Origin of the sequence: Thauera linaloolentis 47Lol = DSM 12138, assembly GCF_000310205.1 — a bacterium.
Classification (GTDB): Bacteria; Pseudomonadota; Gammaproteobacteria; order Burkholderiales; family Rhodocyclaceae; genus Thauera; species Thauera linaloolentis.
In genome coordinates this window covers 1-21,526 of record NZ_AMXE01000024.1, presented here as the reverse complement: position 1 = coordinate 21,526, position 21,526 = coordinate 1, and the positions used below count along the sequence as shown (strand labels likewise).

18 protein-coding genes are annotated in these 21,526 nt (G+C 66.4%); 5 read left to right on the top strand and 13 right to left on the bottom strand.

The features are described 5' to 3' along the window. Positions 1-2: 2 nt before the first annotated feature. Positions 3-1,148, top strand: a complete 1,146-nt coding sequence (gene nagZ / locus C666_RS08520; protein WP_004336954.1) for a beta-N-acetylhexosaminidase — start codon at positions 3-5, stop codon at positions 1,146-1,148. A gap of 56 nt (positions 1,149-1,204) precedes the next feature. After that, the gene (gene uvrC, locus C666_RS08515) at positions 1,205-3,025 is read left to right on the top strand and encodes an excinuclease ABC subunit UvrC (RefSeq protein ID WP_004336953.1); all 1,821 of its coding nucleotides are present in this window, start codon (positions 1,205-1,207) and stop codon (positions 3,023-3,025) included. Between the two features lie 18 nt (positions 3,026-3,043). Here the strand turns inward: uvrC and C666_RS08510 are convergent, their stop codons facing one another. From C666_RS08510 to C666_RS08485, 6 genes are all read right to left on the bottom strand, one after another. Further along, a complete protein-coding gene (locus C666_RS08510; protein WP_004336952.1) occupies positions 3,044-3,481 on the bottom strand; it encodes a GatB/YqeY domain-containing protein in 438 nt (145 codons plus the stop codon). A gap of 288 nt (positions 3,482-3,769) precedes the next feature. Further along, positions 3,770-4,858 carry a BMP family ABC transporter substrate-binding protein gene (locus C666_RS08505; RefSeq protein ID WP_004336951.1) on the bottom strand — a complete coding sequence of 363 codons (1,089 nt, stop codon included), beginning with the start codon at positions 4,856-4,858 and terminating at the stop codon, positions 3,770-3,772. 73 nt (positions 4,859-4,931) lie between these two features. Further along, the gene (locus C666_RS08500; protein WP_004336950.1) at positions 4,932-5,957 is read right to left on the bottom strand and encodes a quinone-dependent dihydroorotate dehydrogenase; all 1,026 of its coding nucleotides are present in this window, start codon (positions 5,955-5,957) and stop codon (positions 4,932-4,934) included. A 27-nt stretch (positions 5,958-5,984) separates the two neighbouring features. Next, entirely contained in the window at positions 5,985-6,779 is a 795-nt protein-coding gene (locus tag C666_RS08495; protein WP_004336949.1) for an arginyltransferase, read from the bottom strand. 30 nt (positions 6,780-6,809) lie between these two features. Then, positions 6,810-7,517, bottom strand: a complete 708-nt coding sequence (gene aat / locus C666_RS08490) for a leucyl/phenylalanyl-tRNA--protein transferase (protein ID WP_004336948.1) — start codon at positions 7,515-7,517, stop codon at positions 6,810-6,812. Between the two features lie 7 nt (positions 7,518-7,524). Further along, positions 7,525-8,610: an ABC transporter ATP-binding protein gene (locus C666_RS08485; protein ID WP_004336947.1), complete on the bottom strand. Its 1,086-nt coding sequence runs from the start codon at positions 8,608-8,610 to the stop codon at positions 7,525-7,527. A 127-nt stretch (positions 8,611-8,737) separates the two neighbouring features. On the opposite strand from C666_RS08485, the gene C666_RS08480 reads away from it, so the two are divergent. Both C666_RS08480 and C666_RS08475 read left to right on the top strand, forming a co-directional pair. Further along, positions 8,738-10,405 carry an ABC transporter permease gene (locus tag C666_RS08480; RefSeq protein ID WP_004336946.1) on the top strand — a complete coding sequence of 556 codons (1,668 nt, stop codon included), beginning with the start codon at positions 8,738-8,740 and terminating at the stop codon, positions 10,403-10,405. 172 nt (positions 10,406-10,577) lie between these two features. Beyond that, positions 10,578-12,701, top strand: a complete 2,124-nt coding sequence (locus C666_RS08475) for a sensor domain-containing diguanylate cyclase (RefSeq protein WP_038000145.1) — start codon at positions 10,578-10,580, stop codon at positions 12,699-12,701. A gap of 113 nt (positions 12,702-12,814) precedes the next feature. Here C666_RS08475 and C666_RS08470 read toward each other — a convergent pair whose 3' ends face one another. Continuing rightward, positions 12,815-13,834: a Fe(3+) ABC transporter substrate-binding protein gene (locus C666_RS08470; protein WP_028791964.1), complete on the bottom strand. Its 1,020-nt coding sequence runs from the start codon at positions 13,832-13,834 to the stop codon at positions 12,815-12,817. A 127-nt stretch (positions 13,835-13,961) separates the two neighbouring features. On the opposite strand from C666_RS08470, the gene C666_RS08465 reads away from it, so the two are divergent. Next, positions 13,962-14,297, top strand: coding sequence for a DUF2325 domain-containing protein (locus C666_RS08465; protein ID WP_004336943.1), 336 nt, complete (start codon positions 13,962-13,964; stop codon positions 14,295-14,297). A 175-nt stretch (positions 14,298-14,472) separates the two neighbouring features. Here C666_RS08465 and C666_RS08460 read toward each other — a convergent pair whose 3' ends face one another. The 6 genes from C666_RS08460 to C666_RS08435 form a co-directional block, all read right to left on the bottom strand. Continuing rightward, on the bottom strand, positions 14,473-15,018 hold the full coding sequence (locus tag C666_RS08460) for a C40 family peptidase (protein ID WP_004336940.1): 546 nt from the start codon (positions 15,016-15,018) through the stop codon (positions 14,473-14,475). Between the two features lie 130 nt (positions 15,019-15,148). Then, complete coding sequence (locus C666_RS08455; RefSeq protein ID WP_004336939.1) at positions 15,149-15,796, bottom strand: 3'-5' exonuclease; 648 nt, start codon at positions 15,794-15,796, stop codon at positions 15,149-15,151. After that, on the bottom strand, positions 15,793-17,691 hold the full coding sequence (locus C666_RS08450; protein ID WP_004336937.1) for a DUF294 nucleotidyltransferase-like domain-containing protein: 1,899 nt from the start codon (positions 17,689-17,691) through the stop codon (positions 15,793-15,795). Before C666_RS08450 ends, C666_RS08455 begins: the two co-directional genes overlap by 4 nt. A 132-nt stretch (positions 17,692-17,823) precedes the next feature. Continuing rightward, on the bottom strand, positions 17,824-19,308 hold the full coding sequence (locus C666_RS08445) for a PhoH family protein (protein WP_004336935.1): 1,485 nt from the start codon (positions 19,306-19,308) through the stop codon (positions 17,824-17,826). Positions 19,309-19,355: 47 nt separating this feature from the next. Further along, positions 19,356-19,805: a peroxiredoxin gene (locus tag C666_RS08440; RefSeq protein ID WP_004336933.1), complete on the bottom strand. Its 450-nt coding sequence runs from the start codon at positions 19,803-19,805 to the stop codon at positions 19,356-19,358. Between the two features lie 161 nt (positions 19,806-19,966). After that, positions 19,967-21,526: ABC transporter permease (locus C666_RS08435; protein WP_004336931.1), on the bottom strand; the 1,560-nt coding region annotated here is incomplete at its 5' end.

Sequence of the window (21,526 nt, the reverse complement as noted above, 5' to 3'; positions counted from 1 at the left end):
CGATGACGCTCCCCGTTTCCCGCCCGCGCGGCCCCGTCATGATCGATGTCGCCGGCACCGTGCTTACCGAGGATGAGCGCGCGCACTTGCTCGACACGCTGGTCGGCGGGGTGATCCTGTTCGCGCGCAATTTCACCGGCTCCGAACAATTGCGCGCGCTGGCCGCCGACATCCGCGCCCTGCGCGACCCGGCGCTGCTCATCGCGGTCGACCACGAAGGCGGCCGGGTGCAGCGCTTTCGCGGTGACGGCTTCACCCGCCTGCCGTCCATGCGCAGTCTCGGTGCGTTGTGGGAGCAGGATCATTTTGCCGCGCTCGACGCCGCGCATGCGGCCGGCTTCGTGCTGGCCGCCGAACTGCGCGCGCACGGCGTCGACCTCAGCTTCGCGCCGGTGCTCGATCTCGATTACGGCGCCTGCCGCGCCATCGGCAACCGCGCCTTCCACCGCGATCCGCAGGCCGTCGCGGCGCTGGCGCAGGCGGTGGTTGCCGGCATGGCGCAGGCCGGCATGGGCGCGATCGGCAAGCACTTTCCTGGCCATGGCTTCGTCGAGGCCGATTCGCATCACGACGTGCCGGTAGACTCGCGCGACTTCGACACTCTCTGGAACGAGGACATCGCCCCCTATCGCCACCGCCTCGGCCGCCAGCTCGCCGGCGTGATGCCCGCCCACGTCATCTACCCCAAGGCCGACCCCGGCCCGGCGCCGCAGCCGGCCGGTTTCTCGCCGTTCTGGCTGAAGGAGGTGCTGCGCACGCGTCTCGGCTTCCAGGGCGTGATCTTCAGCGACGATCTGAACATGGAGGGCGCCCGTGTCGCCGGCGACATCGTCGGCCGCGCCAGGGCCGCTTATGCAGCCGGCTGCGACATGCTGCTCGTCTGCAACCGGCCCGACCTCGCCGCCGAACTGCTCGACCGCTGGGCACCGGTGCCCGACCCGGAAAACCTCGCCCGGCTGGCGTCGATCGTGCCCACCGTGGCGTGTCCTGCCTGGCTGGCCGATCCGTTCGCGCTCGAACTCCATCCCGCCTACGTCCAGGCACGACAGGCCGTGGCCGCGATCGCCGACGATGCCGGCACCGCGCCGGCGATGACCGCCGCCACCATCGGCGAGCAGCGTACCGAAATGCTGCGCAAGGACGGATAATCCCGAAGCGCCCTTCTTGTCGCCCGTCGAACACCTCTGGCGCTTGAGCCACCCGCATGACCGATCCGACGCCCGCCCCGCCCGCCTTCGACGCCAAGCCCTTCCTGCGCACCCTCACCGAGGAGCCGGGCGTCTACCGCATGATCGGCGCGGACGACAAGGTGCTCTACGTCGGCAAGGCCAAGAACCTCAAGCGCCGCGTCTCCAGCTATTTCCAGAAGACCCTCTCCAGCCCGCGCATCGCGATGATGGTCGCGCAGATCCAGCGTGTCGACGTCACCGCCACGCGCTCGGAGGCCGAGGCCCTGATCCTCGAGAACAACCTCATCAAGAGCCTCGCCCCGCGCTACAACATCTTGTTCCGCGACGACAAGACCTACCCCTACATCGAACTGTCCGCCGACGCCTTCCCGCGCCTGGCCTACCACCGCGGCGCCTTCGCCAAAGGCGCGCGCTACTTCGGGCCATTCCCCAACGCCTGGGCGGTGCGCGAGAGCATCCACCTGCTGCAGAAGACTTTCCAGCTGCGCACCTGTGAGAACACCGTCTTCGCCAATCGCTCACGCCCCTGTCTGCTGCACCAGATCAAGCGCTGCACCGCGCCCTGTGTCGGCCTGATCGAGCCCGAAGCCTATGGCGCCGACGTCAGGCTCGCCGCTGGCTTCCTCGACGGCCAGGCGAGCAAAGTCATCGACGACCTCACCGCGCGCATGCAGGACGCGTCCGAGCGCCTGGCCTTCGAGGAAGCTGCCGCCTGCCGCGACCAGGTGCGCATGCTGCAGGCCGTACTACACAAACAGTTCGTCGACAGCTGCAAGGACGAGGACGTCGACATCCTCGCCGCCATCGAGGAAGACGGCCTCACCTGTGTGAACATCGCCATGGTGCGTGGCGGCCGCCATCTTGGCGACCGGCCGCAGTTTCCCAGCGGTGCGGCGGTATCGGGCGCGGCCGACAGCCTGCTCGCCTTCGTCGAACAACACTACGGCCAGCATCCGATCCCGGCCCGCATCCTGGTCAATCTCGCGCCGCCGCCAGTGCGCGAGACACTGGCCGAGATCACCGAGCGCCCGCCCGGCGTGGTGTCGCCGCGCTTCACCGCCGAAAAAGCCTGGATGGAAATGGCCGAGAAGAACGCCCGGCTCGCGATCCAGGCGCGGGCGCGCGACACCGGCCGCATCGAACAGCGCCTCGATGCCCTGCGCGTCGCGCTCGACCTGGACGAAGCGCCGCAGCGCATCGAATGCTTCGACATCAGCCACACCATGGGTGAAGCCACGGTGGCCTCGTGCGTGGTGTGCGAGGCGGGCGCCATGAAGCGTGCCGAATACCGCCGCTACAACATCAGCGGCATCACCCCCGGCGACGACTTCGCCGCCATGCGCCAGGCGCTTGAGCGGCGCTATGGCAAGGTCGCCGCAGGCGAGGGCGTGTGCCCCGACCTGATCCTGATCGACGGCGGCAAAGGGCAGGTCGGCGCCGCGCGCGAAATCCTCGCCGAAGTCGGGCTGGAATCGGTGGCGATGGTCGGTGTGGCGAAGGGCGAGGGGCGCAAGGCGGGGCTGGAGACGCTGATCTTCCCCGATGGCCGCGAAGGCCTTGCGCTGGGCGGAGAATCGGCAGCGCTGCACCTCATCGTCGAAATTCGCGACGAGGCCCACCGCTTTGCCATCACCGGCCACCGCGCCAAGCGCGGCAAGGCGCGCATCGGCTCCAAACTGGAAGACATCCCCGGCGTCGGCCCTTCGCGCCGCCGCAACCTGCTCGCCGCCTTCGGCGGGCTGGACGGCGTGCGCGAAGCGACGGTGGAGGATCTGTGCCGCGTGGATGGCGTCAGCCGCAAGCTCGCCGAGCAGATCCACGCCGCATTGCATTAGCCCAGGGCGGGCAGGGGCTCAGCCCAGCGCTTCCTTCACCCAGGCATTGGCCTGCTTGGCGTCGAAGCTGGTGCCGAACTTCGCTTTCAGCGCGCCCATCACCACGCCCATCTGCTTGGGCGAGCGGTCGGCCAGCCCGGCCACGGCGCCGGCGATGAAAGCCTTCACTTCTTCCTCGGTCGCCATCGGCGGCAGGTAGGCGGTCAGGATGGCGGATTCCTGTTCGAGCACGGCGCGGCGGCCGGTGTCCTTGATCACGCCCAGCGCCTCCTGGTTGTTCTTCAGGAACTTGCGGATGGTCTGCTGCACCTCGTCGTCGGTGCTTTCACGGTTGCCCGCGTTCTTGCCAACCATCTCGGCCTCGCCGATCAGCGTGCTCAGCAAGGTGGCGCGCACGCTGTCGGCGGCCTTGCGTGCAAGCAGGGAATCTTTTTTCAGTTGGGCCAGCAGGCTCATCGGGGGCTCCGGTTGCAGTGGGTTGCGATGCGCGGGAGTTTACCGCAGTCGATGGCCGCCATCGCTCGCGTCCCTGCCGTTCGAAGCCTTATGCAGCAAGTTGAAACAAACTGTAAGTTGATGTCCCTTTTTGGGCCGCTCGAACGACATGTACTATGAGAGCGCAAGAAAACGCCGGGGCCACGAATGCGGCTCCGGCGTTTTTGTGGCCAGGCGATGGATTCGCGGGGCCAGACCGCCCGGCGCTGCTTTCGACATCCGGCGCGTTCGGTCCGGGGCCTCGCCGGCTTATCGCGCGTTGGGCAGGCGGGAAGATACGCCCTGAACGAAGTAATCCATCTTGCCGAGCGTGGCGTCGTCCATGACCATGGCCCGAGCCAGGCGTTCCCGGCCGGCCTGGTCGAGCAAGGGGCCGGTGAAGGGGTGGAGGCTGCCGGCCGTCATGCGTGCCTCGAGGTCCTTTGCCATGGCCTGGACTTCGGCCGGCACGGCGGCGTTGAATGGCGCGAGGCGGATCATGCCTTCCCTGAAGCCACCCCAGATGCCGGCCGGCTTCCAGGTGCCGGCCAGGACTTCGTTGACGGTCCGGGTGTAGAAGTCTCCCCAGTGGTGGGTGGTGCCGCTGAGCTGCGCGCGGGGGCCGTACTTGCTCATGTCCGAATGGTAGGAGAAGGCGTGGACGCCTTTTTCTTCCGCGGCTTGTACCGTCGCGGTGGAGTCGGTGTGGTGCGTCAGCATGTCGGCGCCCTGCGAGATCAGCGTCATCGCGGCTTCGCGTTCCTTGCCCGGGTCGTACCAGCTGTTTATCCAGATGACGCGGACTTCGGCGTTCGGGTTGACGCTGCGCGCGCCCAGGGTGAAGGCGTTGATGCCCTGGAGCACTTCGGGAATCGGAAAGGCGCCGACGTAGCCGAGTACGTTCGACTTGCTCATCTTTCCGGCGATGACGCCATTGATGTAGCGGCCTTCGTAGAAGCGGGCGTTGTAGTTGGCGAAATTCTTGCCGGATTTGTAGCCGGTGGCATGCACGAAGGTGACGTTCGGGAACTGCCGCGCAACACGCTCGACGTAGTTCATGTAGCCGAAGCTGGTGGCAAATACGATCCGGCTGCCGCTGGCGGCGAATTCGCGGATGACGCGTTCGGCGTCTGCGCCTTCGGCCACGCTCTCGACGTAGCGGCTGTGAACCTTGCCGCCGAGGGCCTTTTCCATTTCCTTGCGGCCTTCGTCGTGCTGGAAGGTCCAGCCGGCGTCGCCGATCGGGCTCACGTAGACGAAGCCGAGCTTGGCCGGCTCCTGAGCGAGGGCGGAGAGCGGCAGGCCGGCGGTGACGGCAAGCACGGCGCTGGACAGGAGGAACTGGCGGCGTGGATTCATGCGAAGGCTTCCGAGGCGAATGGAGAGTCGTGTGGGGACGATCGGCGGAGGGGTTTCCCGTGGGCTGCCGCCCTCACTGTGCGGCCGGCTTCCAGTCGTGCGTGGCGCGTACGCATTCGCGCACCAGGGCCGGGCCGCGGTAGACCAGGCCGCTATAGACCTGTACCAGCCTGGCTCCTGCATCGAGCTTGGCACGTGCATCGCGCCCGTCAAGCACGCCGCCGGCAGCGATGATGGGGAGTTCCCCCGCGAGCGCAGCGGCAAGCTGGCGTACGACGGTGGTCGAGGCTTCGAACACCGGCGCGCCGGACAGGCCGCCCTGTTGTTCGCCATAGCGGATGCCCTGGACTTTGTCGCGCGCGATCGTGGTGTTGGTGGCGATGACGCCATCGATGCGGTGGCGGCGCAGCGCGTCGGCGATGTTGATGACCTGGGCTTCGTCGAGGTCGGGGGCGATCTTGAGCGTCAGCGGCACGTAGCGGCCGTGTGCGTCGGCCAGCCGGGTCTGTGCGGCCTTGAGGCGGCCGAGCAGGTCGTCGAGTTCGGATTCGCCTTGCAGCTGGCGCAGGTTCTTGGTGTTGGGCGAGGAGATGTTGACAGTGACGTAGCTTGCCAGCGGATAGACCTTGTCCAGGCAGGCGAGGTAGTCGTCAGCGGCGTTTTCGATGAGCGTATCGAAATTCTTGCCGATGTTGATGCCGAGAATGCCGCGGAAGCGGGCTGTCTTGACGTTGGCGGCGAGGACATCGACGCCGTGGTTGTTGAACCCCATGCGATTGATGATGCCGCGCACCTCGGGCAGGCGGAACATGCGCGGGCGCGGGTTCCCGGGTTGCGGGCGGGGCGTGATGGTGCCGATCTCGATGAAGCCGAAACCCATGCGGGCGAGGCCGTCGATGGCTTCGCCGTTCTTGTCCAGGCCGGCGGCCAGGCCGATACGGTTCGGAAAACGCAAGCCCATGACTTCGGCCGGTTCGGCCGGTTCCGGGCGACCGGCCGGCAGCATGCGGCCGGCGAAGTTCAGCGAGTGGAGGGCGAATTCATGGGCTGTCTCGGCGTCGAGCGTAAACAGCAGCGGGCGGACGATATCGTAGAGCATCGCCGGATTGTAGCGATTCGGCGACTGTCAGGCGATGGAGCCAGGGCCGGGATCGGATCTGGCGGAGGGCGCGCACGGGGAGAGTCCGCTGTCGGCGTGGCTTGCGGTCTCCAGCGGCCCCCATTGGCCGGCATGCAGCGCCTGCAACGGGCGGAAGCGTGATTTGTAGGCCATCTTCGGGCTTTCTCCGATCCAGTAGCCGAGGTAAACGTAGGGCAGGCCCATGCGGCGGCAGGCTTCGACCTGCCAGAGAATTCCGTAGGTGCCCAGCGCAGCCGGGGAAAGGTCGGGGTCGTAGAAGGTGTAGACGCTGGACAGGCCGTCTTCGAGCCGGTCGATGACGCTGACCATGCGCAACGCCTCTCCATCGCGGAACTCGACCAGGCGCGTATCGACATGGCTTTGCAGCAGGAAGTGCGAGTACTGCTCGCGATTGTCCAGATCCATGCCGCCTCCGGCGTGGCGCGCGGATTGGTAGCGCTGGTACAGCCTGTAGTGTTCCTCGATGAAGGCGAGCGGGCGCTCGATGGCCTGCAGCCCGGCGTGGCGTGCCCACGCGCGCCGCTGGCTGCGGTCGGCGCAAAACTCCTGCACGGGGATGCGTACCGGCACACAGGCGCGGCAGGTGTCGCAATGGGGGCGGTAGGTGAAGACGCCGCTGCGGCGAAAGCCGCGCCGCACCAGTTCGCCATACACCTGGGTATCGATCAGGTGGCCGGGGGTGGCGACCTGCGATCGCGCGTTGCGCCCGGAAAGGTAGGAGCAGGCGTAGGGTGCGGTCGCATAGAACTGTATGAGTGCGTAGGGGTAGTCTTTCTGCATTTTTGCCCGCCAGCGAAGCCCGGCTGTTATCTAGCCCCAGTCGATGTCCTGCGCGGCGTCGGCCCGCCATCGGGTGGTTGCCGTGCCGGTAGAGGCGTGTTCCGCCAGCATGCTGCAGAATTGCCGGCGCGAAATCTCGTGTGCGCCCATCGACACCAGGTGCGTCGTCGTCATCTGGCAGTCGATGATGGCATAGCCTTGCGTGTGGAGGAAACGGGCAAGATGGGCGAGTGCGGATTTCGACGCGTCCGATTCGATCGAGAACATCGATTCGCCGAAAAAAATACGCCCCAGGGCCATGCCGTACAGTCCGCCCACCAGGCGGCCGTCGCGCCAGCTTTCGACACTGTGGGCATAGCCGAGTTCGTGCATGCGCTGATAGGCGGCGCGGACCTCGGGGGTGATCCAGGTTCCGAGGCCGGGTGCGCGCGGTGCGGCGCAGGCATCGATGACCGCTTCGAAGCGGGTATCGAAGCGGATCTCGAAATGCCGCCGGCGCAGGACCTTGCGCAAGGAGCGGCTGATGCGGATCAGTCCCGGCGCCAGCACGAGGCGTGGGTCGGGACTCCACCACAGGATGGGCTCGCCGGGGTTGAACCAGGGGAAGATGCCTTGCCGGTAGGCAGCGAGCAGCCATTCGGGGCTCAGTCCGCCGCCGGCGGCGAGCAGGCCATTGGGTTCGTCGAGCGCCTGTTCGACCGGTGGGAACCCGGGTGGATCGTCCAGCCAGGGGATCATGCCATGCTCAGGCCGCAGCCCTTGCCGCGGATTCGTCCTGGAAAGTGATCACATGGTCGGCATCCAGGCGGATGCCGATGCGCTCGCCGACCGCGTGGTTGTGATGGCTGGGGACCAGCGACAGCACCCTGGCGCCGCTGGCTAGCTGCAGGGTGTACAGAATGTCGGCGCCGCGGAAGGCCTTGTGCAGGACTTCGGCCTTGAGTGGGCTGGTGTCGTCATGGACCACGTCGTCGGGCCGCAGCAGCACGTCCACCGCATGGTCGGGTTCGCAGGCCCGGCGGTTTTCGCCGCACGACAGCGGGGTGTGGCTGTCGAGCACGCCGAGTTCGATCTGCACGCGGCGCTCGTCGAGCATGCGCCCCTCGATGAACACGCCCTGGCCGATGAAGTCGGCCACGAAGCGGTTGGCGGGCTCGTGGTAGAGGTTGTAAGGCGTGTCCCACTGCTGGATGCGGCCTTCATGCATGATGCCGATCTCGTCGGCCACGGCGAAAGCCTCATGCTGGTCGTGTGTGACCAGGATGGCGGTGGTGCCGGTGGCCTTGATGATGTCCCGCACCTCGTGGGACAGGCGTTCGCGCAGTTCCACGTCGAGGTTGGAGAAGGGTTCGTCGAGCAGCAGCAGGCTGGGGCGGGGGGCCAGTGCGCGCGCCAGCGCAACCCGCTGCTGCTGGCCGCCGGACATCTCGTGCGGATACTTGTAACCCTGATCGCTGAGGCCGACGAGCTTCAGGAGTTCGGCGACGCGGGCCTTGCGTGCGTCGGTGCTTTCCTTGCGCAATCCGAATGCGATGTTGTCCGCGACCGACAGATGGGGGAACAGCGCGTAATCCTGGAACACCATGCCGATGCGCCTGAGTTCGGGCGCGAGATGTTCGCTGGGCGTGCTGACGACCCGGCCGTCGAGCAGGATCTCGCCCGCAGCCACGCGCTCGAAACCCGCGATGCAGCGCAGAACGGTGGTCTTGCCGCAGCCCGACGGGCCCAGCAGACAGCCGATCCGGCCCTTTTCCAGGCTGAACGACAGCTTCTGGACGATCCGCTGCTGGCCGAAGGCGAGATCGATATCGATGAGCTGAAGGTGGGACATGGTGGGCGGGGGGATTGTGGGAGGGGAATTATTGCATTGCAGCGTATCAAATGCGATCAATTATAATTCTCCCCTTCGACACAGGGCCACACGGCTGAAGGCCAGGCCCGATAACAACGGAATCCGAATGGAACTCAAGGGAGGGCGGGCCGCCTGGGGTCTGCGCTGGTCGTCATTGACCGTGGCTGCGGTGGTCATCGCGGCATTGATCGCCGCGCCGGTGCTGTCGGTGTTTTCCAATGTCTTCACGGGGGGCACCAGCGACACCTGGGCGCATCTCAGTGAAACGGTGCTGGGCGAATTCGTTTTCAACACCGTGGTGATGTGTGTCGGCGTGGGCCTGGGCGTGGCCTCGATCGGCGTCACCACGGCCTGGCTCACGACGATGCTGGATTTTCCCGGGCGGCGCTTCTACGAGTGGGCGCTGGTGCTGCCGATGGCGATGCCGGCCTACGTGATGGCCTACGTCTATACGGACTTCCTGCAGTTTGTCGGTCCGGTGCAGAGCGGCCTGCGCGAGCTTTTCGGCTGGCGCGCGGGAGACTACTGGTTTCCGGACGTGCGCACGGTGGGCGGCGCGGTGACGATGTTCATGTTCGTGCTCTATCCCTATGCCTACATCCTGGTGCGGGCAGCTTTTCTCGAACGGGCGGGGGGCATGCTCGAGGCCGGGCGCTCGCTGGGGCTTGGCCCATGGGGCTGCTTCCTGCGCGTATCGCTGCCGCTGGCGAGGCCCGCGGTGGTGGCAGGCACGGCACTGGCCCTGATGGAAACCCTGGCCGACTTCGGCACGGTGTCGTATTTCGGCGTACAGACCTTCACCACCGGCATCTACCGTGCCTGGTTCTCGCTTGGTGATCGCGTCGCCGCCGCCCAGCTCGCGGCCGCGCTGCTGGCTTTCGTCGTCATCGTGCTGAGCCTGGAGTTCGCCAGCCGGGGACGGGCGCGCTTCAACAATACCTCGCGCCAGCAAGGGGCGCCGGTGCGCAAGCGCCTGTCGCTGGGGCTGGGGCTGCTGGCGAGCCTGGCGTGCTTCATGCCGTTGCTGCTGGGCTTCCTGCTGCCGGCAGCGTTGCTGCTGCAGATGGCTTTCGTCGATGGCGACGCCCAGTTCGGCCCGCGCTTCGTGCAACTGGCGCGCAACAGCTTCGTGCTCGCGGCGGTGACCGCGGCGATTGCGGTGGTGCTGGCCGTCCTGCTGGCCTATGCCGCGCGGCTTGCCCGTTCGCCCTTGCCGGCGGCACTGAACAGGATCGTCGGGCTGGGGTACGCGGTGCCGGGGTCGGTGATCGCGGTCGGCGTGCTGATCCCGGTCACGCGGCTCGACGCCTGGCTGGCACAGGCCTGGCTGACGGCCTTCGACGTCAATCCGGGGTTGATCCTCACCGGCGGCATCGCGGCGCTGGTGTATGCCTATCTCGCGCGTTTCCTGGCCGTTGCGCTGCATGCGGTCGAATCGAGCCTGGGCAAGATCACGCCCAGCATGGACGATGCTTCGCGCAGCCTGGGCTTCGGCAAGTGGGCGACCCTGCATCGCGTGCATGTGCCCATCCTGCGCGGCAGCCTGCTGTCTGCGGCCTTGCTGGTTTTCGTCGACGTGATGAAGGAGCTGCCGGCCACGCTGGTGATCCGCCCCTTCAATTTCGACACGCTGGCGACACAGGCTCACACGCTGGCGGCGGACGAGCGCCTCGCCGAGGCGTCCACCGCGGCGCTGATCATCGTCGCCGTGGGGCTGCTGCCGATGATCGTGCTCTCGCGCCAGATTCTGAAGAGCGGACGGCGGCCTGACTGACCGGGTGAGTAGCGGGGGGAATCCCTCGGGCGCCGTGCTGAAGGCCGCAGCACGGCGAGATTCCGCTGCCTTTCCCGGCCGGCTTCGGGAATAATCGCGCCGACACGAACAGCCCCCTTGGAAGCGCTTTGCGCCTGCGATGCACGGCAGCCGCAGAAACATGCAGATCGCCATGAAACCTACGCCGGTTGCCATTCCCCTTGCCAGTTCCGTCGCGGAGGCGCTCAGGCTCGCGCCGGTTCGCTGGGCCGCCATTCTCGGCATGTTGTTCGTCGCGGGCAGTCTGCTGCCTTCATGGACGCTGTTCGCGTCGCCCGAGCACTATCTGGCTCCGCACACTGCGCTGGAGGTGTTCTCGATCACGGTGTCGGCAATGGTGTTCGCGCTGGGCTGGAATCTGCGCCGCACACCGCAGGGCGGTCCTTTCGTGTGGCTGGGTACGGTCTTTCTCGCGGTTGCGCTGTCCGATTTCTTCCACGCTCTTTCGTACCCCGGGATGCCGTTGTTCGTGACGCCGAGCGACCCGGAGAAGGCGATCGGGTTCTGGCTCGCGGCGCGGGTGTTCGCGGCCGTCGGCCTGCTCGTCCTGGCCTTTCTTCCCGTCCGCCGTTGGTCCGCGGCACAGGCCCGTGTGATGCTGCTGGCCGCGCTCGCCATGGCGTCGCTGGTGGCGTGGGTGGTCCTTTTCCAGCGGCAGGCCTTGCCACGGGCTTACATCCCCGGCGAGGGCGGCACCGCGCTGAAGATCGCGATCGAGTACGCCCTGTCGGCCACTTATGCCCTGTCGGCGCTGCTGCTGTTCAGGCGCGGCATTCGTGATGGCGCTCCGTCGCTCGCGTGGCTGGCCTGCGCCGCATGGACGATGGCGCTGGCCGAACTGTATTTCACCCTCTACGTCCAGTTGTCGGACGTGTTCGACCTGCTTGGCCATCTCTACAAGTTTGCCGCGTCGATCATGATCTACAAGGCCGTGTTCAGCGCCGGAGTGCGCGAGCCCCATTCCGCCCTGGCCCACGAACGCGCCTTGCTGCGGGCGATGATCGATTCGGTGCCCGACCTGATCGCCTTCAAGGACACGCGCGGCGCCTACCTGGGCTGCAACAGGGCGTTCAGCCGCTGCTACGCTGTTGGCGAAGAGGCTCTGATCGGGCGTACCGATACGGAATTGTTCGGTGCGGGCATGCGGCAGTCGCCGGATGCGGTTGGGGCACCGGTCGTGAGCGTGCTCGAACGCCACGAGGAATGGGTGGAAGGCGCCGATGGCGGCATGCGTCTGCTCGATACCCTGCGCATTCCTTTTCATGGCGAAAACGGTGAATTGCTCGGCGAGGTCGACATCAGCCGTGATTTTACCGAGCGGCGGCGGGTACGTGAGCAGATCGCCGAGCGCGAGCAGCGTCTGCTGATGGCGCTGCAGGGGGCGTCGCTGGGCGTCTGGGACTGGGATATCCCCAGCGGCAGGATGTCGTTCAGCCCCCTGTGGGCGGAGATGCTCGGGCGCAGGTCCGAGGACGTCGTTCCGGACATCTCGTCCTGGGAGGCCCTGGTCCATCCGGATGACTGGAACGACATCCAGGCCGCGCTCGAGCCGCACCTGCGGGGCGAGACCGAATCCTATACGGCCGAGTACCGCCTGCGTCACAGCGACGGCCATTGGGTGTGGGTGCAGGACGCCGGGCGGGTGCTCGAACGCGACGAGGACGGCAAGTCCTTGAGAGCGGTCGGTCTGCACCAGGACATCAGTTCGCGCAAGGCGATGGAGGAGAGCCTGCTGCACCTGGCGACCAGCGATCCGTTGACCGGCCTGTGGAACAGGCGCCACTTCACCGAGATGGTCAATGGCGAGCTCGGGCGTGTGCGCCGTCACGGTTCGAATGCCGGGCTGCTGCTGCTCGACCTCGATCACTTCAAGCGCATCAACGATACTCGCGGGCACGCGGCAGGCGACGAAGTGCTGCGGCATTTCTCCGGGCTGGTCACCCGCCACCTGCGCGAAGTGGACGTCTTCGCCCGCTTGGGCGGAGAGGAATTCGGCGTGTTGCTGCCCTGCGTCGGGGACGCTGCAGGCGCGCTGCGCGCCGCCGACCGCCTGCGCGAGCTCATCGCGCTGAACCCCGCCATGCTCGGCGAGGATCCGCTGCCGTTCTCCGTGAGCATTGGCGTGGCGATGCTCGATCCGGACGACAGCGGCTTCGACGCGGTCTTCACCCGTGCCGACGAGGCGCTGTACGAAGCCAAGCGCACCGGGCGCGATCGTGCGGTGCTGGCGAAAAAGGCGGATGTCGCGGAGATCTGAGCGCCCGGAGAGGGGCTGTGTCGACAAAAAACGGGCTCCGCGCCTCGTCGACGCGGAGCCCGCTTGGCACGTGCCCCGAAATGCGGGGCTGTCCCTACCGGGTGTTTCGAGTATCAGCGATAGCCGGCACGGTCGTAGATCTTCTGCGCCTCGGCGACGGTGTCGGCCAGTTCGCCGATCTGGATCGAGTCGGCCTTGAATTCGCCGAGCTTGTCGAGTGCGGCATTGGCCACCTTGACCGAGGGGACCACCGGCCACTCGTTGTTGCCGTTGGCGAAGTAGGTCTGGGCCTCGTCGGAAGCCAGGTATTCGAGGAACTTGACTGCCGCTTCCTTGTTCGGCGCGCTCTTCAGCATGCCGGCGCCGGACACGTTGATGTGGGTGCCCCAGCTTTGCTGGTTGGGCCACACGGCCTTGACGTTCGCAACCACTTCCTGGTCGGCCGGTCGGGGTGAATTCATCAGGCGGGCCAGGTAGTAGCTGTTGGCGATGGCGACGCCGCATTCGCCGGCCGCGACGGCCTTGATCTGATCGGTGTCGCCGCCCTTCGGCGCACGCGCGAAGTTGGCCACGACGCCGCTCGCCCACTTGGCGGTTGCTTCCTCGCCATTGTGCTTGATGAGGGCTGCGCCCAGCGACAGATTGTAGGGGTGGCTGCCCGAGCGGGTGCAGACCTTGCCCTTGAGCGCCGGATCGGCGAGTTGTTCGTAGGTCTGGACCTGTTCGGCCTTAACCAGTTCGGGGTTGTAGACGATGATGCGCGCGCGCTGGGAGAACGAGAACCAGCGTTCGGTGCGCAGATTGGCCGGAATCCGCTGTTCGAGGACTGCCGACTTCACCGGAGCGAAGATGCCCATCTTGTCGGCGTTGGCGAGACGCGAAATGTCTACCGTGACGAAGATGTCCGCCGGGCTGTTGGCGCCCTCGTTGCGGATGCGCTCCAGCAGTTCGTCTTCCTTCGCCTCGATGCGGTTGACCTTGATGCCGGTCTGTTTGGTGAAATTGCCATACAAGGCCTCGTCGGTCTGGTAGTGGCGCGCGGAGTAGATGTTCAGTTCGGTGTCGGCAGCGTGGGCAGACAGGGCGGCGATGCCGAACGCGGAGAGCAGGGCGGTGACTGTGGCTTTCTTCATCATCATGTGCGGCGACCTTCCGTTGGTGTCGGTTGAGGTGCAGATATTAACGAGAAGAGTTCGCAGTTGCAAAAGGATCACATTCTGTGTCTTAATATTGAGAATCATTCTCAGTGTGAGGCAAAGCATGGATGCACTACTTGTTGGCGCGGACCGTCTCGGCAACATTCCCGATATCCTGTCGAACTTCGGCATCCGCATCGCGGGCCATGTCAGCGGACGCGATACCACCCACCAACGGCGCAGCAGCGCCCTGCCTGCAGGCATCGGCATGGTGATCCTGTTTACCGACTTCATCGGCCATAACGTGATGCAGCGCTTCCGCGAGGCGGCGAACCGCGAAGGTGTGATGTTCGTATGCTGCCGGCGTTCGACGTGTGCCCTGCAGCAGGCACTCGGTCAGCGGATGGCGGAAAAGTGTTCTACATGCACTGAAGCAAAGAAATGTCGACGCAAACAGTGATGTCTGCCGCCTGGGGCCTGCACCGCCTCTAACGCCGGCCGCGGGGCCGGGAAGGCGCTGCGTCCACATTGCTGCACGATGACGGCGTGCGATTACTGCATGCGTGGCAAGCAGGTGCCGTCCGGTGTGTGCACGGCAGGTGCCGTCGATGGATCGAGCAGGGGACAGGTGCTGATCAGCGGATGATGCCCAGTCCGTCCGTTGCCGTGTCGCTGCTGTCGTCGACCAGGCGGCGGGCGCCGTTGAAACGCTTGGACCAATAACTGCTCGAGATCGCCTCGATGCGCACCCTGCCGCCGCTGGACGGCGCATGGACGAATTTCCCGTCGCCCAGATAGATGCCGACATGGGAAAAGGTGCGGCGCATCGTGTTGAAGAAGACGAGATCGCCGGGCTTCAGATCCTGGCGGCCGATCTTGTCGCCCATTCTGGACATTTCCGCTGCTGTTCGCGGCAGATCGAATCCGATCGCATTACGAAATACGTTCAGCACCAGGCCGCTGCAGTCGAGGCCGGTTTCGGGCGAAGTGCCGCCAAAGCGGTATCGCACGCCGAGGTATTCGAGAGCCTGATCGACAAGCTGCTCGGCGGCCGAGCCGTAATCGTCGATTGCCGAAAGCTCGGGTTCCACCGCCACCTGCCGGGCCGGCTCTTTCGCGAAGGCGGTCTGGGCCCCGGAAAAGGCGAGCGTCAGCGCGAGGAGGAAGGGGCGGATTTGCATTCGGCGGAATATACGCAGGCGTAACCTGCTTGTAAACCGGGAGTTCCGGGGCCTGCGAAGCGGATGACGGGCGGGCGCGACAGGGTTTGGAAGGTGCGGGTGTGGTCTTGGCGGCTGGCGGCCCCTGCCTTCAGAGCCGGCTGCGGTACTGGCGGTGGGTGCGCTCGATATCTGCCAGAGCGCGTGGCGTGTGCGCGCCCTGTTCGGACGCTCTGGCCTGCGCCGCGAGAAAGAGCTGGGCGATGGCCCAGGCGTCGCCAAGGGCATGATGGCGCTGGAAGGTCTCGATGCCGAAGCGCTCCATCCAGGTTGCGAGCCTTGCCGGCCGTTCGTTGCGTTCTGGAAACAGCGCTGGAAGCAGGAAGTAGAGGTCGATCCACAAGGTCTCCGATTCGATGCCCAGATGCTCGTCGAACGCATGTTCGAGCAGGGTACGGTTGAATGCGGCATTGAACACGATCAGCGGGGCCTTGCCGGCCACACCGAGCAGTTCGGCGAGTGTCGATGCGGGGTGGCTTGCGAGCGTACCGTAGTAGCTGTCGTGAGGGGCGAGCAATCCGCCATCGACGGCCAGCGCCGCAACGGCGAGCAGGCGGTCCTTTTCCAGATCCAGGCCGGTGGCCTCGGTATTGACCACCACGTAGCGGGTTTCGAAATGCGCACGGCCGGTATCGGCGGGTGCCTGCTCGGCCCAGCGCCGCAGGGCGGTGGCGGCTTGGTCCGGCAGCGGGGCATCGTTCGTGGGCGATGACAGGAAACGGCTTAGCCACTTGCTCATAGCTGATAGTCGAGCTTGATGCGGATCTGCAGTTTGCGCGCCTGGCGGAAGGCTTCCTTCAGGATGCGGCGGTCGAGTTCGTTGAGCGTGTCGGGATTGACGTGGTTGTCGCCGGGCGCATCGTGTTCGGTCTCGAGGTGCTGTGAGCGCAGGCGCAGCAACTGGACGAAGTGGAAACCATCGATGATGGCCGACACTTCGTCGGCCGAGACGCCCATCTTGCCGCTGGCCTGGCGCAGGCGCTGGGCGGTGCTGCTGGAATCGACGCCGGTGCGCAGCGCGAGGATGCGCGCGACGTCCACGAACAGCCGCGCCCCCGATTTCTTGAGGTCGATGCTGCCGTTGTCCTCGACGACGAAGTCGCGCAGGCGGCCGAGCGGGGGGGCGACGGACAACGCGTTGCCCGCCATCATGCGCAGGAAGGCGGAATTGCCGCGCACCACCTTGTTGAGCCAACTGCGAAGCTGGTCGCCGAGACGCTCGTTGCCGTACAGCACGCGGAAGTCGAAGAAGATCGACGCATTCAGCAATGCTTCGGGGTCGGGTTCGCGAATCCACGCGCCGAAGCGCGACTTCCATTCGTCCAGCGTCAGGCACAAGTCCGGATTGCTTGCCATGATGTTGCCCTTGCACAGCGGGAAGCCGCAGGCCGCCAGGCTGGCGTTGACCTCCCGGGCGAAGGAGATGAGCCTGTTGCGGATGGATACCGGGTTTTCCCACTCGGCGCATTGCCAGATGATTCCGTTGTCCTGGTCGGTGGATAGCGTCTGTTCGTGCCGGCCCTCCGAGCCGAAGGCCATCCAGCCGAAGTCGACGCCGAGCAGGTCGTGCGTTTCGAGCGCAAGCTGGATGATGCGGCGGGTGAGCGCATCATTGAGGGTGGAGATGAACTGCGTGAGCTGTTCGGCGCCGATGCCTTGCGCGATGAGGTTGAGGGCAAGCTGGCGGATGTCCTTGCTGGCGCGCTGCAGGGCGCTGACGTCGGCCGCGTTCTCGATGCTGGCCCGGATCTGGCGCAGGCCGATGCGCTGCAGCGAGAACAGGTCGCGCTCGGACACGACTCCCTTGAGCCGGCCCTCGGCATCGACCACCAGAAGATGGCGTACGCCGTGCGTCGCCATCGCCAGCGCCGCGTCGTAGGCCGAGGCGGTGGCGGCGAGCTGATGCGGGTTGGCCGTCATCAGTTCGCTGACCGGACGCTCGAGATCGAAAGCGGCGAGGATCACGCGCGGCAGCAGGTCGCTTTGCGTCAGGATGCCGACGGGGTGGCGCTCGTCATCGACCACCACCACGCAGCCGATGTGCTGCGCGTTCATCTGCTCGAGTACCGCGCGCGTCGGTGTCGCAGCGGTCGCGCAAACCGGCTCATGCTTGATGAGCTGCCCCAGGACCGTGGTCATCGTCTGCTGTTCGGCCGCGCGCTGCGAGAAGGTGGTCTGCAATTGCTGGCGCGACTGGCTGAGCAGGCTGGCGATGTATTGCGTGCAGAACAGATGAAAGACCGGGCTCATCTGCATCAACTGCAAGAACTCCTCGGCGCCTATCTGGAAGCAGAAACTGTCTTCCAATGCCACATAGGCATTGGTCGACGGGCGCCGGGCCGAGATCGCGCCGATCGGGAAGCACTCCCCCGGCCCCAGGGGCAGGCTGGCGTACTCGGTGACCGCTGCGGGGCCGGCCTGGCGGGCCTGGACCTTGCCGCGCTGAATGATGTGGAAACGGCGCGGCACGCCCATTGCGGGCGTGAGGATGTCGGTTCCGCGTGGATGGAAGGCAAGCACGGCGCGTTCGGCGAGGAAGGCGAGCGCGTCGGCCTCCATGCGGTTGAACGGGGAGAAATTGCGCAGGAAGTCCGTGCTGGCTCCCACCAGCAGGTCGGCGGCGATGGCGGTCATGACGGTTCTGTCGTCGGTCGGGTGCGCCGATTATAGGGCGCCGCCAGCGCAAAGGCTTATCCCGCGCAAAACCCCGCCTGCCGGCAGGATCTTGCGCGCGGATGGCACGACTTGCGGAACGCGTCCCGCGACCTACAGCACGTCGGCGGCGTAGTCCGCCAGGCGCGAACGCTCGCCGCGCTGCAGTGTGATGTGGCCCGAGTGTGCCCAGCCCTTGAAGCGGTCCACCACGAAGGTCAGCCCCGATGAGCCTTCGGTGAGGTAGGGGGTGTCGATCTGAGCGATGTTGCCCATGCAGATCACCTTGGTGCCCGGGCCGGCGCGGGTGATCAGGGTCTTCATTTGCTTGGGCGTCAGGTTCTGCGCCTCGTCGATGATCAGGAACTTGTTGAGGAAGGTGCGGCCGCGCATGAAATTCAGGCTCTTGATCTTGATGCGGCTGCGGATCAGGTCGCGCGTGGCCGCCCGGCCCCAGTCGCCGCCTTCACCCGCAGTGCCGTTGAGCACGTCGAGGTTGTCCTCGAGCGCGCCCATCCACGGCGCCATCTTCTCTTCCTCCGTGCCGGGCAGAAAGCCGATGTCCTCGCCCACCGATACGGTGACGCGGGTCATGATGATCTCGGAGTAACGCTTGCTTTCCAGCACCTGGGTCAGGCCGGCGGCAAGCGTCAGCAGGGTCTTGCCGGTACCGGCCTGGCCGAGCAGGGTGACGAAGTCGATGTCCGGGTTCATCAGCAGGTTCAGCGCGAAGTTCTGCTCGCGGTTGCGCGCGATGATGCCCCACACGTTGTTCCTCTGGTGGCTGTAGTCGACCAGCGTCTCGAGCAGCACCTTGCGGCCGTCGCGCTCCTTCACCCAGGCCTGCAGGGGGTTGTCTCCGCTGTTTTCGTAGACGAACTCATTCACCAGCATGTCGGGCGCGAGCGGCCCGGACAGGCGGTAGTAGGTATGGCTTTCCTCCTTCCAGGATTCCATGCCGCGGCCATGGCTTTCCCAGAAGTCGGCCGGCAGTTCGCGGGTGCCGGTGTACAGCAGGTCGCTGTCCTCGAGCACCTTGTCGTTGAAGTAGTCCTGCGCGGCAAGTCCGAGCGCGCGGGCCTTGATGCGCATGTTGATGTCTTTCGACACCAGGATGACTTCACGCGCGGGATGGCGCTCTGCCAGGTGGGTCACGACGGCCAGGATCTGGTTGTCGCCGCGCGCGGTGGGAAGGGCCGCGGGCAGGACGATGTCGATGGCCTCGGTCTGGAGGAAGAGGCGGCCGGTGGCCAGACCATGCGAGGGCAGGTCGAGTGCGATGCCTTCGTCGATGCCGTTGGGAGACGTGCTGACGATCTCGTCCAGCATGCGGCTGGCCTGGCGGGTGTTGCGCGCGACCTCGGTCGTGCCCTTCTTGTTGTTGTCCAGCTCCTCCAGCGTCATGATCGGCACGTAGAGATCGTGCTCTTCGAAGCGGAACAGGCTGGTGGGGTCGTGCATCAGCACGTTGGTGTCCAGCACGAACAGCTTGCAGGCGCCTTTCTTCACCGCCTTGGTGCGCTTGGCAGAGGCGGATGTGGCGGCTTTGGGTGTCTTGGCTTGCGCTTTTGGCGTCTTGGTCTTGGCGGTCGTGGACATGGTCTGGGCTCGGGTGGGAGGCGGAAAGGCGCGTTGCGGGGTGTATGTCAGAGTGACTGCACGACGGCGAGAACCTCGGCTGCGTGACCGGCCACTTTCACGCCGCGCCACGTGTGCGCGATCCGGCCTTCGGCGTCGATCACGAAGGTGCTGCGCTCGATGCCGCGCACCTGCTTGCCGTACATGTTCTTGAGCTTCATCACGCCGAACGCTTCGCAGGCCACTTCGTCCGGATCGGAAATCAGCTCGAAGGGCAGTTCGAGCTTGGCCTTGAAATTCTCGTGGCTCCTCAGGCTGTCGCGGCTGATGCCGAACACCTCGCAGCCCGCAGCGGCGAATTCGCCATGCAGTGCGCCGAAATCCTTGGTTTCGTTGGTGCAGCCGGGCGTGTTGTCCTTTGGATAGAAATAGATCACGAGCTTGCGCCCGCGCAGTTCGGACAGGGTGATGCTGCGGCCGCCTGTGGCGGGCAGGGTGAAGTCGGGAGCAAGGCTCATGCGGTCTCCGATGCGGGTATATGAAAATCGAGTGCGCGTGGAGCGGGGTGTATTCCGCACCATGATCGGATGGCGACGCGCACATACGCTTCGACTCAGGGTAGCGGAGCAAGGTTTCTGCCGCAATCGCCCGTGCCGACATTGCCTCCGCGCAAATGCCCTCACTCCCCTGCCAGGGCCACGACGGGCTCGAGCCTTGCGGCCTGCCGTGCGGGCATGAATCCGAAGAGCAGCCCGGTGGCCAGGGCGCAGCCGAAGGCCAGCAGCAGGCTGCGCACGGTGAAGACCACCGGCACCGCCCACCACGCCAGCACGGCCCCGATCAGCAGCCCGATCGCGACCCCGGCGACGCCGCCGGCCAGCGACACCACCACCGCCTCGGCCAGGAACTGCCACTGGATGTCCCGCTGGCGCGCCCCCGTCGCCATGCGGATGCCGATCTCGCGCGTGCGCTCCTTCACGCTCATCAGCATGATGTTCATCACCCCGATCCCCCCCACCACCAGCGAGATCCCCGCGATCAGCGCCAGCAGCAGCGCCTGCTGCCGGCTCGCCGCATTCTGCGCCCGCACCCGCGCCGGGTTGTTGAACACCCGGAAGTCCTTCGCCCCCCGCGCGCGCTCCAAGGCCTGCTCGATCGCCCGGGCGGTCTCGTCGATCCGTCCCAGATCGGCCACCCTGAGCTGCACCCCGCCGGCGTGCGGCGAGCCCCACAGGCGCAACGCCCCGGTGGCGAAGGGGATCATCGCCGTATGGTCCTCCTCGTCGTCGCCGGTCTCCTCGAGGACGCCGATTACGCGAAAGGGCAGGCCGTTGATCTGGATGTACTCTCCCACCGGACGGGTGCGCGGCTCCGGGAACAGCCGCTCGCGGGTACGCGCGCCCAGCACCACGACCGGGGCCAGCGTGCGCTCGTCCTCCGCGTTCAGATAGCTGCCCGCCGCCAGCTTCAGGTTGAAGACCTTCTCCCCGTCGGCCCCGGTCGCCAGCACCCAGGTCGTGAAGCGATGCGCCCCGGCCACCAGCGTGCCCTGGCGGGGATTGAACGGCACCACCGCCTCGACGTTGGCCACCGCCCGCACGGTGCCGACGTCGGCCTCGCTCAGCGTGCCGCGCCGGGCGCTGAGCGGATCCTCGTCGGGCCAGATCTCGACCCGGTTGATGCTGCCGAAGGCGGCCAGATTGGCCAGGGTACGTTCGCTCGCTCCCAGCCCCACCGCCATCAGCACGATTACCGAGGCCACGCCGATGACGATGCCGAGCAAGGTCAGCAGGGTTCGGAAGCGGCTCGCCCACAGGCTGCGCCAGGCACTGGCCAGCGTCTCGCGCAGATCGATCTGCGCGGTGCCCCCCGCCTGCCCGGTGGGGTGGGGGAAGCGGGGCTCTCCGGCGAGGGGCGCGGCGGCGGCAGTCCGCTCGTCCGCGACGATGCGCCCGTCGTGGAGGCGCACCACGCGCGCCGCCTGGGCGGCGACGCCGGCGTCGTGGGTGATCAGGATCACCGTGTGCCCGGCCGCGGCCAGCTCCCGCAGCAGCGCCATGACCTCGGCGCCGCTCTGGCTGTCGAGCGCGCCGGTCGGCTCGTCGGCGAGGATCACCCGGCCGCCGTTGATCAGCGCGCGGGCGATCGACACCCGCTGCTGCTGGCCGCCGGACAGCTGGCGCGGCCAGTGCCCGGCGCGATTGCCCAGGCCGAGGCGCTCGAGCAGTGCCCGCGCCCG

Bases quoted from the DNA above. Each gene is read 5' to 3' on its own strand.
- nagZ (WP_004336954.1), top strand. From the start codon at position 3: ATGACGCTCCCCGTTTCCCGCCCGCGCGGCCCCGTCATGATCGATGTC.
- uvrC (WP_004336953.1), top strand. From the start codon at position 1,205: ATGACCGATCCGACGCCCGCCCCGCCCGCCTTCGACGCCAAGCCCTTC.
- C666_RS08510 (WP_004336952.1), bottom strand. From the start codon at position 3,481: ATGAGCCTGCTGGCCCAACTGAAAAAAGATTCCCTGCTTGCACGCAAG.
- C666_RS08505 (WP_004336951.1), bottom strand. From the start codon at position 4,858: ATGAATCCACGCCGCCAGTTCCTCCTGTCCAGCGCCGTGCTTGCCGTC.
- C666_RS08500 (WP_004336950.1), bottom strand. From the start codon at position 5,957: ATGCTCTACGATATCGTCCGCCCGCTGCTGTTTACGCTCGACGCCGAG.
- C666_RS08495 (WP_004336949.1), bottom strand. From the start codon at position 6,779: ATGCAGAAAGACTACCCCTACGCACTCATACAGTTCTATGCGACCGCA.
- aat (WP_004336948.1), bottom strand. From the start codon at position 7,517: ATGATCCCCTGGCTGGACGATCCACCCGGGTTCCCACCGGTCGAACAG.
- C666_RS08485 (WP_004336947.1), bottom strand. From the start codon at position 8,610: ATGTCCCACCTTCAGCTCATCGATATCGATCTCGCCTTCGGCCAGCAG.
- C666_RS08480 (WP_004336946.1), top strand. From the start codon at position 8,738: ATGGAACTCAAGGGAGGGCGGGCCGCCTGGGGTCTGCGCTGGTCGTCA.
- C666_RS08475 (WP_038000145.1), top strand. From the start codon at position 10,578: ATGAAACCTACGCCGGTTGCCATTCCCCTTGCCAGTTCCGTCGCGGAG.
- C666_RS08470 (WP_028791964.1), bottom strand. From the start codon at position 13,834: ATGAAGAAAGCCACAGTCACCGCCCTGCTCTCCGCGTTCGGCATCGCC.
- C666_RS08465 (WP_004336943.1), top strand. From the start codon at position 13,962: ATGGATGCACTACTTGTTGGCGCGGACCGTCTCGGCAACATTCCCGAT.
- C666_RS08460 (WP_004336940.1), bottom strand. From the start codon at position 15,018: ATGCAAATCCGCCCCTTCCTCCTCGCGCTGACGCTCGCCTTTTCCGGG.
- C666_RS08455 (WP_004336939.1), bottom strand. From the start codon at position 15,796: ATGAGCAAGTGGCTAAGCCGTTTCCTGTCATCGCCCACGAACGATGCC.
- C666_RS08450 (WP_004336937.1), bottom strand. From the start codon at position 17,691: ATGACCGCCATCGCCGCCGACCTGCTGGTGGGAGCCAGCACGGACTTC.
- C666_RS08445 (WP_004336935.1), bottom strand. From the start codon at position 19,308: ATGTCCACGACCGCCAAGACCAAGACGCCAAAAGCGCAAGCCAAGACA.
- C666_RS08440 (WP_004336933.1), bottom strand. From the start codon at position 19,805: ATGAGCCTTGCTCCCGACTTCACCCTGCCCGCCACAGGCGGCCGCAGC.